The following is a 14,499-nucleotide window of genomic DNA, read 5'->3' as shown; positions in this document are numbered from 1 at the left end:
AAATACGATTCTTATGAGGGGTTCTGCCCGCCAATCGTCTTGTTCTTTGTTGGGAGGAAAGTGACCACTTGGGGGTAGTCACTTTTAACGATCGCCACTTATGGCAAAAGACTATAAATCCAACGATCAAGAGAGGATTGACAATGAAAAAGAATCTCCTGTCCGCAGCTGTAAAAGGGGCCTTAGGTCTGACTGCAGCAGCGATCATGGTTCCGGCAATGCCTGCCTTTGCACAAGATGACGCTACCCTCGTTGAGGAAGTTGTTGTTACTGGCTCCCGCATTAAGCGCACCAATTTCGATGAAGCAGCTCAAGTAGTGAGCATGGACCGTGCCGACATTGAGGCCGGTGGCAGCCTGATGATTGCTGACACCCTGCGCAATACTCCCCTGAACTCTCTGGGTTCTTTCAGTGAGCGCTCCGGTAGCTCCGCTCAGTCCAACGCCACTGTTGACCTTCGCGGCCTGGGCGATCAGCGTACTATGGTTATGCTGAATGGTCGCCGTCTGCCTGGCTCCCCTAACCTGGGTGCAGCAACTGTCAACCTGAATATGATTCCGATGGCCGCTGTTGAGCGCATCGATATCCTTGCCGATGGTGCTTCCGCCGTTTACGGTTCTGACGCTGTAGCAGGTGTTGTGAACATGGTAATGCGCGAGAATTTCGACGGTCTCGAGTTCTCCGTTCGCCGTGGTGACCGTTCTGAGGATGATGGCTCTGAAGAGTCCTTCAGCTTTATCACCGGTATCAGCGGTGACCGTGGCAATATCACGTTTGCTGCCGAGTTTGACCGTCGTGACCCAATCTTCGATGGTGATCGCGATTACACAGCGCCTTGGATTCAGGATCAAAATGGCGATGGCGCGATAGATACATATATTGATACAGATGGTTATTCCTACTACGGAAGAACCATGCTGCTTTCAGACAGCACAACAGGCTACGAATCATACCGAGCTACTAATAGCTGTGATTCTGACTCAGTGTTCCAGGAGCAGGGTTCTAGCGTTTTCGGTGATACCGACGGAACTCTTTGTGCTTACCCTTACGGCAATATCTCAGCGAACAAAGCAGAACTGAAGCGCGTCAACACCTACATGACCGCCAACTACGAGATTTCTGACAAAGTAGAGTTCTTCTCCAACGTTCTCTTCTCGAAAGTAGAGTCTTTTGGCCGTTATGCTCCGCCAGCAGCTACCTGGTCTGACGTACCTGTAGACTATGCAGATAATCCGTTTACTACTGATGAAATCGACGCATTGATAGCCGACGGTACAATCACTGACGATTACACTCTGACTGGCTATTACCGCTGGACCAACATTGGCCCCCGTGACAACGTTGTTACTGACTACCAGTACGATGTTACCCTGGGGCTTCGTGGCGATCTGTCTGACAACGTGAGCTATGAAACCTACGTTCAAACCGGTCGTTACGAGTCTAAAGAGTTCGGTAGCTACTACCTGTCTTACACTGGCCTCGATTACGTACTTGCAAATGACATCGATCCCCTCTCCGAAGCGGGTGCCGATGCAATGAAGGCAAGTACCTCTCAGGACAACTTCACAGCCATGTCCAAAGCCTACGGTCATGTGCAGTTTGGTGTTGGCGACTGGTTCGGTGCAGGTGAGACCCTTGTCCTGACCGGTGCCGAAGCTTACAACATGGAATACGGTAACCAATACGACGCAGCCTCCGAAGCTGGTTACGTAGGTGGCAGTTCTGGTAACTCTTCCAGCGGTGATCGCGATGTAGTCGCCTTGTTCGCTGAAGCCATTATGCCAGTAACTGACGCAATCGAAGTTAGTGCCGCTCTTCGCTACGATGACTACAGTGACTTTGGCTCTAATGTTGCTCCGACCCTGTCTGCCAGCTACCGCGTTACTGACACCCTCAGCCTGCGCGCTCGAGTGGGTAAAGGCTTCCGTGCTCCGGCTCTTGACGAGCTGTACGGCCCATCGTCCTTCTCTGCTGAGAGTGCTACCAACCCAGTCACTGAAACCTACAGGCAGTGGGATATCTACTATTCCACTAGCGAGGACCTTGAAGCGGAAACCTCCACTTCTATGTCCATCGGCGGTAACTGGGAGTTCATCGACGACTGGACTCTGGACCTGAGCCTCTGGAACGTAGAAGTTGATGACGTAATCTATCAGCCAACTGTTCAGAGCATGTTCTATGCTTGGGCCTCTGGTGTCGAGCTGACAGAAGAAAGTGGCATTTACTTTACCGGTGATGGCTCCAGTGCTTCGACTGTTTTCTACTCTCAGACCACCAACGCTGGTGTTCTTGACGTAACTGGCCTCGATATTTCTGTTGATGGTAGCTTTGAACTTCCTTACGGACTTCTCTCACTTAGCACTTTGGTGAGCCACCAGTTGTCCTATGATACTGATGCCTACTACCAAGGCCCTGTTCAGGATGTTTCTGGCTTTAACCTGTACCCAGACTTCCGTGGTCAATTTGGTATTGGCTGGAGCATGGACCAACACTCTGTAGACCTGACTGTTGACTACGTTGCTAGTCACGATGAGTTCACCAATGTTACTGATAGTGGTGAGCTAGTTAAGAGTGGAGAAGACCTGGAGTCCTGGACCACAGTGAATCTGTCCTACAGCATCGATACAGAATCTTACGGCATGATTAAGATTGGTGCTCGCAACCTGACCAACGAAGATCCAGTTCTGGATAAAGATGGCAAGTTTGCTCGTGACCACTACAACCTATACGACAATACTGGTCGTGTATTGTACGCTGAGTACAGCATGAGCTTCTAAGAGTTAAACCTCTAAGAAGATCGAAAGGGTCGGCTTTGCCGGCCCTTTTTTTAGGCGAGTCCACCACTCTATAACCCCCCCTAAAACCCATTAGCGACCGCAAACAAAGCACTCCCCCCACAAAGCCCCTCAACTTTACCCCTCATCCAAGCCACTTTTTCCAAGAGAAGAAGCGGTGAATTAGAAAAAAATATCGACTAACAAGTAGTAGCTCAATGCTTCAGCCAGCTTCACAAGCCTTAAATTTATAAGTTTCAGAAGAAAGACAAATTTCCTAACAAGCGAATTCCCTGAGTGACAGTTTTACCAGTACAGGAGGCTTGAGGCAGATGAGCCCCCGTAAAAAGTATAAGAATTAGCCAAATTAGCTAATAAACATACTCTCAAACCGGGCGTCGAGAGACTCCAAAAGTCCAAGAGTAGTTCCATATCCAAAAATAATGCATTAAAGTCAGGTCTGACAGCTTTTAATTAATATCATAAAAAGCACTATAAGTACCTTAAGTATAAGAAGGTTATATTATGATCAAGACCAAACTGAGCATTGCCATCGCTGCTCTTGGCACCCTCGCCAGCACTGGCATTTTTGCCCAGGAGTCCACTGATGTTGGCGCAGAAGTAGAAGAAGTAATTGTTACTGGTTCACGTATTGCTCGTGACCCTTTGTCCACTACTGGCCCAATCACTCTGGTTGACTCAGAAACCATTGCGCGTTCTGGCGTTGGCACCATTGACGAGCTGCTAAACCAGCTGCCATCCATGGGTACCACAGGCATCAACTCCAACGACAACAACGGCGGTGCCGGTTTGTCTTTCGTTGAATTGCGCAACCTGGGCTCTGCCCGTACCTTGGTTTTGGTCAATGGTCGCCGCTTTGTATCCTCCAGTTCTGGCGTTAGCTCGGCTGTGGATATGAACAACATCCCTGTGGATATGATTGACCGCATTGAAGTTCTGACTGACGGTGCCTCAGCGGTATACGGCTCTGATGCGGTTGCTGGCGTTATTAATATCGTAATGAAGGACTCTTTTGAGGGAGTTCGCATCAATGCCCGCGCAGGCGCAACCGAAGCTGGCGGCGGTGAAAATGGTGAAATTTCGATCACCTTTGGCGGTGAAAGCGATCGCGGCAAATTTATCGCCAACCTCAGCCACAGTAAACGTGATGAGATTACCTACAACGATCGCGATTGGGCAGAGCTCTACAGCTCTATGTCGCCCACCGGCAATATCTTCACCAACTACGGCTCTTTTAGTGTTGCTGATGATGGTGAAACCCTAACCGACTATTCCTCATACGATATCGGTCAATTTATGTGGCTCTCCGGTTCCATGGAACGTACCAGCCTGACCGCTAACGGCAGCTACTCAATCACCGATGCCGTAGAACTATACGGTGAAGGCTCCTATACCGTAAAAACCACCAACCAACAGTTGGCAGCCCAACCCATGTACAGTGGGAACGGCTTAAACCTGACCTCAGATAACGTATCAGATGAAATTGCCGCTCAGTTGGAAGAAGCCTGGCAGGAAGCGGAAGACCAGTATCAGATTGAACTAGCTGCTTATGAAGCCGCCTATGACGAGTGGGAATCGCAGGGCAGCCCTGACGGGTTGGAGCCCTCCGCCCCTGAGGCAACCCACGGTGACAGCTGGCAAGATGGCATCTCTGATATTCGTCTCCGCCCCGTTTCAGGCGGCACTCGAGACTATGAACAAAAAACGGAAACCTTCCGCCTTCTGGGCGGTGCCCGCGGTGATCTGGCGAATGGCTGGGGCTGGGATACTTTCCTGAGCTATGGCCGCAACGAGGGCGAAAACACCATCGGCAACTCTTACAACAAAACCCTACTGCAAGAAGTTATCGACGGAAATAGTGGCATCGCTGATGAGGATATATCCTTCCTCGGCGGAATGAGCGATGATGTTACCAACTACATCAGCTACACAGATCGCGAAGATAATGAGTACGATCTGATTAATTTTGGTGCAAGTTTAACCGGTGATATTGATGCTGTTCAGCTTCCTGGCGGCCCTCTCGGATTCGCAGCCGGTATTGAATACCGCAAAGAATCCGGTGAGTTTAACCCTAGTGAGGAAACCCAAAACGGCGATACTTTTGGTAACCAGCAAGACGCTACTGCTGGCGACTACTCAGTAACCGAGTTGTTCACCGAGTTCAACCTGCCGATTCTCGCCGGTGAAAAATACGCTGACGAATTGTCTATGGATATCGCCCTGCGCTATTCCGATTTTGACACCTTCGGTGGCCAGAGCACAGGGAAACTGGGTATTGTCTACGCCCCAACTGAAAACTTCCGTTTCCGTACCAGCTATTCAACCTCTTTCCGTGCACCGGGTATTTACGAGCTCTACAGCGGTACTTCTCAGAGCTACGAGTACCTGCTCGACCCCTGTGATACCAGCAGTTCAAATACTTCCGGGCAAGGCGCTAATTGTAGTGAAGTCGGGTCAAGCTTTACCCAGGCAGGATCTCAAATTGCTACCAATGTTGGGGGTAACGAGGACCTAGAAGCTGAGGAAGCACGTACCTTTACTGCTGGTATCGTCTGGACACCCTCTTTTGCTGAAGATCTCTCCATCACAGTGGACTACTACGACGTTGAAATCACCAACGCAATCGATAGTGCCGATCTTCAGCAAATTCTGGACGACTGCTACCGCGATGGTATTGCCGATGCTTGCGCCCTGATCGAACGCGGAGACAGTGGCCAGATCACATATCTGGAAGGCTCTCTGCTCAATATCGGTGAAATTAGAACCAAGGGTATTGACCTCGACGTAGTTCAAAACCTTTACTTTGACACAGGTAAACTCGCTCTGCGTGCCCAGGCTACTCGTCTCCTTGAGTATGAAATTTACAATACCGAGACTGAAGCCACTTCTGACTACCTGGATTACGTCGGTACCAGTAGCGGCGTCTACGTGAAATGGCGCGGCCTTGCTAGTGCAACTTGGTATGCTGATAACTGGGACTTTGGTATTGACGCGCAGTATTTGAGTGATGGCCAGAGTCCATATGTTGATGTTCCTTCACACACCTATCTGAACTTAAAGGCAGGCTGGGATGTGAACGACAACATGCGTCTCACTGCAGGAATCGATAACATCGCTGATCGCGAACCGTCGTACACTTCTAGCTGGTATGACGTGAACAGCAGCTATGACTACCAAGGTCGTTACGCTTGGGCTGGTATTAGCTACCAGTTCTAAAGTCAGGCCGAGAACCAATGTAAAAAGGGTGCCATAGGTACCCTTTTTACTAACGACTTAAATTAATCATCACTATTCAACAAACGATCCAGCTTTTGCTGATATACACTTTTCACCTCTGAGCTACTCACCAGCGAAAATGCTTTCTCAAAACTATTCCTGGAAGCCAATAAATCACCAAGGTTATATTGCGTTAGCCCAAGTAAAAAATGAAATCGGTGATCATCATCATTAGTCTTTATAGCTCGCCTTAGACGTTTTTCTGCATCCTGGTATTTTTTGTTTTCATAAGATTCGCGAGCTTGGTAATACAGGTAGTAAGGATTACGTTCCCTGTGAAATTTCACCCTATCAGCATAGACCCCAGCTAACTCATCACGTCCCGTGCCGCGATATAACCACTCTAGGTTACTGCTGGCAACCAGGTTATCCTCCTGTAAAACAAGGGATTGGAGATAGCTTTGCTCAGCCTCATAAAGATGGTCAAAACGACTATAGAAAGCCCCCATGTTAGACCAGAAATCACTTCTTTCAGGACGTAATTGCAAGGCTTTACGTAAATATAGAAATGCTTGCTCCTCATCTCCTTCACGAAGGAACTCCACACCTTTATTACTGTAATAAAGAGCGAATGCCGTAATATCGTCCAAAGTTCTCTGCTGATAAATAGGATCGTAAACTTCGAGATTGAGATCGATAATTCGTTGACCGCTTGGGTGCTCAGATACCATATTCACGTGACGATAAATAACAAAAGTCTCCGCCTCTTCCTGACTCCAGACAGGGGGGACATCGACTTCATTAAAGAAGGCCTCAACCCCTAACTCCCTAGCCATAGCAACCATCATCAGTGTAAAAGTTAAGCAGTTTCCCCGCTGCTGATAAAAGGCTTCCCTAGCAGAGAGGGTACTATTCGCATCATACTCAAAGAACAGCTCCCTTTTACTCACCGCGTTCGTCAATGCCTGAAGACGGTTATCAGGTATCGAACCAGGAGAAAGAGTATTTAGATATGAGCGAATTTCCGTATCAAGTTCTAAAAGCTGCTCGTCTGGCAGCTCATTTGTTCGAACAGATCGATTAAAAACAGCCTGTCCACTCAAAACAGAGTCGGTATCTACTTGTTTTGTGTGGATAATTGGATACTGGGAACAACCAACAATAGCCAGTATCAAAGCGACTATGAATAGCACCCTCACAGCGTTTCTCCCCCTAAATTTTGAACTGTAACAGGATTTATCACCAATTTAGGGGCAAATAGAGTGCCCTGGTACCATTTGCTTAAAATGCCCCACAACAGTTCGCCTGTTAAATAGACAGCTGGTAAACTTTCCAAGTTACGCAGGAGGTAGGCGCTACAAACATTTGGACCTTTGAGCTGGCTGGAAACACCCAGTCCAAACCAATGATCGATTCCGACCTCTTTAAACAAGAGCAATACAGGAAAAAAATAGTACTCTGACACACGGATGAATTACCTGGCTAGCCAAAGGGCACCGAAATTTCAGTTCCCTGGCCAGGCTGCCTTCCTAATATGCAACAGCATATTGCATTAGAGCTATAACAACTGGAATTTCAGCTTATGTCGTCAAATACAGACCAAAATGACGCCGGCTTTTTTGGCCACCCCAAAGGGCTCTCGACACTTTTCTTCACTGAGATGTGGGAGCGGATGAGTTACTACGGTATGCGAGCCCTGCTTGTGCTGTTTATGACAGCCAGCCTTCAGGAAGAGGGCTTGGCCTTTACCGTTGCAGCAGCGGGAGCTATTTATGGGCTCTACACTGGCGCCGTGTACTTCCTCGGCCTGCCCGGTGGCTGGATTGCAGACCGCCTACTAGGAGGACAACGCACCATATGGTACGGCGGCATCATCATTATGTGTGGCCATATTGTGCTCGCGATCCCAACCAGTTGGAGCTTTTTTATAGGCTTGATCCTTGTTGCTACCGGCACAGGCCTCCTCAAGCCCAATATCAGTGCAGCAGTTGGACACCTGTACCAACCAGATGATGTTCGCCGCGACAGTGGATACGCACTGTATTATATGGGCATCAATATGGGCTCAATCATCGGTTATGCCGTCTGCGGGTACTTCGGTGAAAATGTCGGTTGGCATTGGGGCTTTGGTGCCGCTGCTGTGGGGATGGCTATTGGCCTGATCCAGTATCGCCGCACTATCCACAATCTGGGGGACGCAAGCCTCAATCCCGAGAACCCGCTTTCGCCAGAAAAGGCAAAACTGGCTTGGCGCATAATTGGTGCTGTTGTAGTCGGTGTTGCAGTGATTACCGGCTTGGTGATGAATGGCACTATCACCATCAACCCGGTAGAAATAGCCAAGTACGTAGCTGTAGCCTTCACCCTGACCTTCCTTGCCTACTTTGGCTTTATCTACTTTGGCGGCCAGCTGAGCGGGTCAGAGAAAAAGAAAATGTGGGCGCTATTCCTAGTCTGTATAGCCTCTACCTTTTTCTGGTCGGGCTTCGAGCAAGCGGGCTCCTCACTGAACCTATTCGGCCGCGACTACACGGATCGCCTGATTGGCAGCTTTGAAATGCCAACCTCCTGGCTACAAAGCTTTAACTCCATCTTTATCATTACCCTGTCCCCCTTCTTTGCCGCGCTGTGGATTAACCTGGGCAAACGCATGATCACCCCATCCTATGGGCTGAAATGTGCACTTGGCCTGATCATCATGGCCAGTGGCTTCCTGGTAATGTTCTTTGCCGCTCAATACGCAGCAGCGGGCCTGAAAGTTGCTCCTTACTGGCTGGTAGCTACTTACTTCCTGCACACTGTCGGTGAACTCTGCCTGAGCCCGGTGGCCCTGAGTGCAGTAAGTAAACTTTCTCCTCGCCGCTTTGCTGGCCAGATGATGGGTGTCTTTGTTCTGACTTACTCTATCGGCAACCTCTTTGCCGGTCTTCTGTCAGGTAACTTTGATCCGAACAATGTTGCTGAGATGCCAAACCTGTTCCTGCAAATCAGCTTGTTCACAATCGGAGTGGGTAGCATCCTGGCCCTGATCAGTCTCAAGTCCAAGTACTGGGAAACTGACTCAGAAGCACCCCAGAATACTGCGACAGCTGAAGGCTCTACTAAAACGGCCTAATACTTAGCTGTATTCCAAAAAAAGGCCACTGCTATGCAGTGGCCTTTTTTATTTTCCCTCGCCTAAAGCAAGCCTTGTAACAGACCGACATTCAGCCAGATAAAGCGCACCCCAATAATAAACAGCAAAACGGCAAAGCAATGCTTAAGCATTTTGGGAGAAAGGCGATGGGCGAGATTGGCACCAAAGCGGGCAAAAAACGTGCTGGTGACAACGATTCCAAAAAACGCAGGCCAGTACACATAGCCACTACTCCATTCTGGTAGAAGCTGATTGCCCCAGCCCTGGAAACCAAAGCTCAGCGCACCCGCAACCGCAATGGGAAGACCACAAGCCGCCGACGTAGCGACCGCACGCTGCATCTTCACCCGGCAACGGGATAAAAATGGAACGGTTAGTGAGCCCCCACCGATACCAAAAATCGCCGATACCCAGCCGATAACTCCCCCAGCAGATAGCAATAACGATGACCTTGGCAAGTTGCCGGCCCCCTCCGTTAATTGATCGTGCCGGGCACCACTAAGCCACATCCTCACCGCAATCACGATCGCAAAGACGCCTATCAGCAGCTGCAGCCAGGCACCGGGGAGTAACTCAGCAGTGGCACCACCGGCCCAGGAGCCGATTAAAATGCCTGGAGCCATAATTCCAAAGATCTTCCAGTCCACCGCCCTTTTCTTATTGTGAGCGCGCACTGAACTGATTGAAGTGACAATGATTGTTGCTAGGGAGGTGCCCACAGCCATGTGGGTGAGGATTTCAGGGGATATCCCCATGGCGGTGAAAACAAAAACCAAGGCAGGAACAATGATCAGGCCACCACCTACGCCAAATAGTCCGGCAATAGTTCCAGCAGCAGCACCGACCAACAAATAAACCAGTAGTATTTCCATAGCCCACCCCGTTTAAATACGACAAACAATTTTGTCGCATTTAAACAGATATAAGCTGGGGATAGATAGCGACCTTAACTTCGGCTTTCCACTGTAAGCCAGTCAAATCCCTCCTGCTGACAGGCAAAAATACAGCTCTCCACTGTTTCGGTAACCTCTGCCAGGGCCTCCTTTGCCAGGGCAAGACTGTTATTTTTTTCACTGATATGGGCTACAACCAGGTGCTGTAGCTGTTCATAGCCAACACGCTGTAGAAAGCCAGCAGCCTGCTGATTACTCAGGTGGCCATAGGCGCCTCCAACGCGTCGCTTCAACGAAGGTGGGTAGGGTCCTTGAGCGAGCATCAGAGGATCGTGATTTGCCTCTAGAACCAAGGCATCACAATCACCAAAGTGCGCTTCAACATGAGGGGTGATAGTCCCCAAGTCCGTCAACAAGCCCAGACTGCTACCGCGACAGCGAAACACAAACTGCGCCGCCTCACGGGCATCGTGAGGAACCGCGACCGGGGTTATTTCAATATCAGCAACAACAAAAGGCTGATGCCCCTCAATTAAGTGCAACTCCGGTAACTTGCCAATATCACGCGCCTTAAAAGTACCGGGCGTCAGGTAGACAGGCAGGCCATATCTGCGCGCAAGTGGACCTACACCAGAGAGGTGATCACTGTGTTCGTGGGTAACCACAATCGCAGAGATATCAGCGGGAGACATACCGAGCCGCGCCATACGACGCTCGGTTTCCTTGATGGTAAAACCGCAGTCAACCAAAAGAAAGTGGTCGCCACTGGCGACCACTGTTCCATTGCCTTTACTGCCGCTTCCCAAAGAGGCGAAGCGCAGGCCCATTAAATAAGGTTCTGCTGGATAGATTGAAGCAGCTGGGAAGCTTCATTCTTTGAAAGCGGCTGTCCGCGAGTATCGCGCACGCGCACTTCAATCTCATCGTCATTGCCACGAATAACAATCAGATAACCGGGATAAGCCTCGCTTGTAGCGGTTCCTACTCCCAGGCCTTTGATTTCCTTGAAGAGAGCAGGTTCAGTACCCTCAGTCATATCAATACCAGCCAAGATCTGTTGTAGGCTTACCTGATCAGCGCTCTCTGCCAGCTCATCCTCATCGCTCTTGCTCCCCCAGGAGAACCAGCCTCCGTCGCTATCTTCTTCATCAGAAGCAAGTGCACGATCTTCATCGTAGGTGACGTAAAGAAGTCCAATATCGGAATCTTCACGGTGCAGACGATAAGCACCGGAGTTCACAGCATGAGCGACAGTAGCCCAGGCCCGGTCCATTTCGAGCCCCATTGCAATATAAGGCTCGTGACCAGCAGGTTCCCTCAACTGGACTTTAAGAGAGCTGCTACCAATCGCCTGGGCGACTAGAGAGGCTGTAGCAGCAGCTGTTTCTGACGCCAGAGCCGTGGACATTTCATCAATCATCCACCCTTCTCGCTCAGGGCTCGAAGAGCGGTCCGGCCAATTAACGCTACCGCCAACCGGGGCAGCAGAAGGCACAGACAAGTGGCGTACGTGAATCTCTGTCGTATCGGGTTGCACACCGGTTTCTACCTGCAAGCGATACTTATCTTTCGTGTCAGGGCTCTCTTTAAAGGCCATCCAGGTAGTTTCCATCACACCCGCATTGGCATCTGACATTTCTATACTCAAGCCTGAGCTGCGAAGGAATTGGTGCAACTGGGGCCACACCTCTTCAGGAGGCTGGGATACAAGCACCCAGCGATCTCCGCCGAGCTTTTGAATCTTTACTCTCTCCAGACCCGCATTCACTGAAAGCGCTTGAGGACGCGGAACTTCAAATTCCCCCTGGGCCAGCTGCTCCCCTGCAATCTGAGGGATCTCATAGAGTTCCTCCTGGTGCTTGGTATTAACACCTTCAGGTATCCGCAGAGGCGTCAGGCTATCAGCATGCTGGTAATCATTACTGCGATCGCGGAAATAGCCATCGTTGCCGAACACACCGCACCCTGCCAGCGTAATACTGGAGATAAAGAGCCCGGCTCCAACGGTCAATTTTTTCATTAAAGCTATCCTGGTTAATTCTCAGTTCGCGGGTTTAGAGTACACCGGCACTACGCAGAGCTTCGCGCACTGTTCCGTGGTGCTCAGGGGATAAACTTGTCAGAGGTAGGCGTATTCCACCGTCGACACGACCCATCTCCCGGAGAGCCCATTTCACCGGTATCGGATTGGACTCCAAAAACAGCACTTTGTGCAATATTTGTATTCGCTGGTCAATTGTCCGTGCAGTCACCGCATCACCGGCCAGCGCCGCTTCACACATTTGGGCCACTGCTGCGGGAGCCACATTAGCGGTTACACTAATATTTCCATGACCACCCAGTAACATTAGTTCAACCGCGGTACTATCGTCGCCAGAGTAAACGGCAAACCCTTCGGGCAGAGTATCTATTAAAACCTTAGCCCGCTTCAGATCACCGGTGGCTTCCTTGATGCCTACGATATTGCCGACCAACGCCAGGCGCTGTACCGTCTCCGGCAACATGTCAACTGCTGTGCGGCCGGGAACATTGTAGAGAATTTGGGGAATGGAGACAGCCTTGGCCACCGCACGATAGTGCTGGTAGAGGCCTTCTTGGGTGGGCTTATTGTAATAAGGTGTAACCAGCAGGCAGGCATCTGCACCACATCGGGCGGCATTCTCTGTAAGGTCAATCGCTTCAGAAGTAGAGTTTGCGCCAGTTCCAGCAATCACTGGCACTCGACCTGCCACTTGGTCCACAACACGTCGAATAACCTCAATATGCTCATTGAAGTCCAAGGTTGCAGATTCACCGGTAGTCCCCACCGCAACCAGTGCTCGGGTCCCCTGCTCGATATGCCACTCAACGAGGTTGTGCAGGCTGTCCCAATCCGGGCTTCCGTCTGCGTACATTGGGGTGGCCAGGGCCACCATACTACCGGTTAACATCCTCACTCCTTATTTTTTGCACTCCACCCGGAATACCACCGCCAGAGTCAGTTCAGTATGTTACTTAGGCCAGGGTATCTGCGCCAGTGCGACTAGCTCGCCACTCTTTTGCGTTTCTTTTTCTTTTTGCGTACCCCGTGATACACGCTTTCTGCCCCTTCAGGACGGGTCTTAAAACGGCGATGCACCCACATGTATTGTTCTGGGGCCTCGCGAATACGCGCTTCGATAAACTGGTTCACCAAAATGGCATCTTGCAGCTCATCTCCCGAAGGGATCTGATCAATAGGATCGTAAATCTTCAAACGGTAACCTGAGCCATCATCCAGTCGTGTCACCACATAGGGCACTACTTTGGCCTTACCGACCCTGGCGAACCGTGAGGTTCCCGTCACAGTCGCCGCCGGAACATCGAAGAAAGGAGCAAAGATCCCCTGCTTAATCCCATAATCCTGATCCGGAGCATACCAGACCGCACGCCCGCGCTGCAGGGCTCGCAATACCCCGCGCACATCTTTACGCTGATAAACACTGCCATTCTCAGTATGGCGCTCTCGCCCTTTGCGCTGCATGTAGTCATAAACCGGATTTTTGTGCGGCCGATACATGCCATCGAGAGTAATGCTCATCCCCATCATGGCGGCGCCGATTTCCAGGGTAGTGAAATGCATAGCCATCAGGAGAACGCCCTGGCCTTGGGCCTGGATGGCCTGCAGGGCTTCCAGCCCTTCAAAGGTAAAGCGTTTCTGTAACCACGCTGCAGAGCGAAACCAGGCCATGCCGGTTTCCATCAAAGCGATACCACTGGACTCAAAATTACGCCTAAGAAGTTCATCTCGCTCATCTTCCCCCAGCTCGGGGAAGCACAGCGCGAGATTGCGTTCAGCAATCGTGCGCCGGCTGGTAGCTACTCTTAGCATTAGGCGGCCAAACGCACGGCCCATGGCCAACTGCCAGCGATAGGGCAATTGCGCGATCAAAAACCATAGTGCAAAAAGCAGCCAGGTCAGCCAGTAGCGAGGATGCAGCAGCGCCGCGCGAAATCGGGGTTTTTCCATCAGATCTATATCAGGGTGTGGCGCCGAGGCGCAACCTAAGTCGGTTGAAAACGACGTAGTATACCCTATGCGAAGAGAGCGGGGAGCGCGTAACAGCCACAGGAGGTCAGTGCCTTAGCAGGGTATCCAACTCATCCACTGCGACACACCAATCCGAATCATCCAAGATGGCATTCTCCAGGAACTCTCGCTGCCCATCGCTCCAAAAGGAGGCGGAGGAAAGCTTCTCGTGACGGTGCAAATAGTGAGTGACCAGAAATTCATGGATCTGTGCATCTTCAGACGCCAGCCCCAACTGGGAAAACAGGTCCTTCAGTGTGTGATGTCCAGTAGTTTCCATAACGATTACCGCTATCTATTCTGGCAGCCATATTTTCATGGCAACTACCCCAATTATAGTTGGGCAGCCCCTGATTCATTCCGCATTATTCCTGCGGGGCTTTCAGAGGCATCACAGGCTTTAATCAATAG

General features: G+C 50.5%; 11 protein-coding genes. 3 read left to right on the top strand and 8 right to left on the bottom strand.

The annotated features are described in order from the left end of the window. The first annotated feature begins 143 nt into the window (after positions 1–143). Both QT397_07565 and QT397_07560 read left to right on the top strand, forming a co-directional pair. Positions 144–2,777 carry a TonB-dependent receptor gene (locus QT397_07565; protein ID WNZ57192.1) on the top strand — a complete coding sequence of 878 codons (2,634 nt, stop codon included), beginning with the start codon at positions 144–146 and terminating at the stop codon, positions 2,775–2,777. Positions 2,778–3,299: 522 nt separating this feature from the next. Further along, positions 3,300–6,011: a TonB-dependent receptor gene (locus QT397_07560; protein WNZ57191.1), complete on the top strand. Its 2,712-nt coding sequence runs from the start codon at positions 3,300–3,302 to the stop codon at positions 6,009–6,011. A 62-nt stretch (positions 6,012–6,073) separates the two neighbouring features. Here the strand turns inward: QT397_07560 and QT397_07555 are convergent, their stop codons facing one another. Continuing rightward, positions 6,074–7,210 carry a transglutaminase domain-containing protein gene (locus QT397_07555; protein ID WNZ57190.1) on the bottom strand — a complete coding sequence of 379 codons (1,137 nt, stop codon included), beginning with the start codon at positions 7,208–7,210 and terminating at the stop codon, positions 6,074–6,076. Beyond that, a complete protein-coding gene (locus QT397_07550; GenBank protein ID WNZ57189.1) occupies positions 7,207–7,476 on the bottom strand; it encodes a hypothetical protein in 270 nt (89 codons plus the stop codon). The genes QT397_07555 and QT397_07550 overlap by 4 nt, the downstream gene beginning before the upstream one ends. A gap of 117 nt (positions 7,477–7,593) precedes the next feature. Between QT397_07550 and QT397_07545 the strand changes: the two genes are divergently transcribed. After that, complete coding sequence (locus tag QT397_07545; GenBank protein WNZ57188.1) at positions 7,594–9,126, top strand: peptide MFS transporter; 1,533 nt, start codon at positions 7,594–7,596, stop codon at positions 9,124–9,126. Between the two features lie 62 nt (positions 9,127–9,188). On the opposite strand, the gene QT397_07540 is transcribed toward QT397_07545, so the two are convergent. From QT397_07540 to QT397_07515, 6 genes are all read right to left on the bottom strand, one after another. Beyond that, the gene (locus tag QT397_07540) at positions 9,189–10,019 is read right to left on the bottom strand and encodes a sulfite exporter TauE/SafE family protein (protein WNZ57187.1); all 831 of its coding nucleotides are present in this window, start codon (positions 10,017–10,019) and stop codon (positions 9,189–9,191) included. Positions 10,020–10,093: 74 nt separating this feature from the next. Then, entirely contained in the window at positions 10,094–10,867 is a 774-nt protein-coding gene (locus tag QT397_07535) for an MBL fold metallo-hydrolase (protein ID WNZ57186.1), read from the bottom strand. Further along, positions 10,867–12,060, bottom strand: a complete 1,194-nt coding sequence (bamC, locus tag QT397_07530) for an outer membrane protein assembly factor BamC (protein WNZ57185.1) — start codon at positions 12,058–12,060, stop codon at positions 10,867–10,869. Before bamC ends, QT397_07535 begins: the two co-directional genes overlap by 1 nt. Before the next feature lie 34 nt (positions 12,061–12,094). Further along, positions 12,095–12,970: a 4-hydroxy-tetrahydrodipicolinate synthase gene (dapA, locus tag QT397_07525; GenBank protein WNZ57184.1), complete on the bottom strand. Its 876-nt coding sequence runs from the start codon at positions 12,968–12,970 to the stop codon at positions 12,095–12,097. A gap of 92 nt (positions 12,971–13,062) precedes the next feature. Further along, positions 13,063–14,028 carry an LpxL/LpxP family Kdo(2)-lipid IV(A) lauroyl/palmitoleoyl acyltransferase gene (gene lpxL / locus QT397_07520; GenBank protein ID WNZ57183.1) on the bottom strand — a complete coding sequence of 322 codons (966 nt, stop codon included), beginning with the start codon at positions 14,026–14,028 and terminating at the stop codon, positions 13,063–13,065. 106 nt (positions 14,029–14,134) lie between these two features. Continuing rightward, positions 14,135–14,368: a DUF2789 family protein gene (locus QT397_07515; GenBank protein WNZ57182.1), complete on the bottom strand. Its 234-nt coding sequence runs from the start codon at positions 14,366–14,368 to the stop codon at positions 14,135–14,137. Positions 14,369–14,499 lie beyond the last annotated feature (131 nt).

The sequence above is a fragment of the Microbulbifer sp. MKSA007 genome (assembly GCA_032615215.1).
Classification (GTDB): Bacteria; Pseudomonadota; Gammaproteobacteria; order Pseudomonadales; family Cellvibrionaceae; genus Microbulbifer.
Note: the sequence above shows the minus strand (reverse complement) of the source record. Positions and strands in the feature narration are given on the sequence as shown.

Excerpts from the sequence above, each read along its gene's own strand:
- QT397_07565 (WNZ57192.1), top strand. The coding sequence starts at position 144 with ATGAAAAAGAATCTCCTGTCCGCAGCTGTAAAAGGGGCCTTAGGTCTG.
- QT397_07560 (WNZ57191.1), top strand. The coding sequence starts at position 3,300 with ATGATCAAGACCAAACTGAGCATTGCCATCGCTGCTCTTGGCACCCTC.
- QT397_07545 (WNZ57188.1), top strand. The coding sequence starts at position 7,594 with ATGTCGTCAAATACAGACCAAAATGACGCCGGCTTTTTTGGCCACCCC.
- QT397_07540 (WNZ57187.1), bottom strand. The coding sequence starts at position 10,019 with ATGGAAATACTACTGGTTTATTTGTTGGTCGGTGCTGCTGCTGGAACT.
- QT397_07535 (WNZ57186.1), bottom strand. The coding sequence starts at position 10,867 with ATGGGCCTGCGCTTCGCCTCTTTGGGAAGCGGCAGTAAAGGCAATGGA.
- bamC (WNZ57185.1), bottom strand. The coding sequence starts at position 12,060 with ATGAAAAAATTGACCGTTGGAGCCGGGCTCTTTATCTCCAGTATTACG.
- dapA (WNZ57184.1), bottom strand. The coding sequence starts at position 12,970 with ATGTTAACCGGTAGTATGGTGGCCCTGGCCACCCCAATGTACGCAGAC.
- lpxL (WNZ57183.1), bottom strand. The coding sequence starts at position 14,028 with ATGGAAAAACCCCGATTTCGCGCGGCGCTGCTGCATCCTCGCTACTGG.
- QT397_07515 (WNZ57182.1), bottom strand. The coding sequence starts at position 14,368 with ATGGAAACTACTGGACATCACACACTGAAGGACCTGTTTTCCCAGTTG.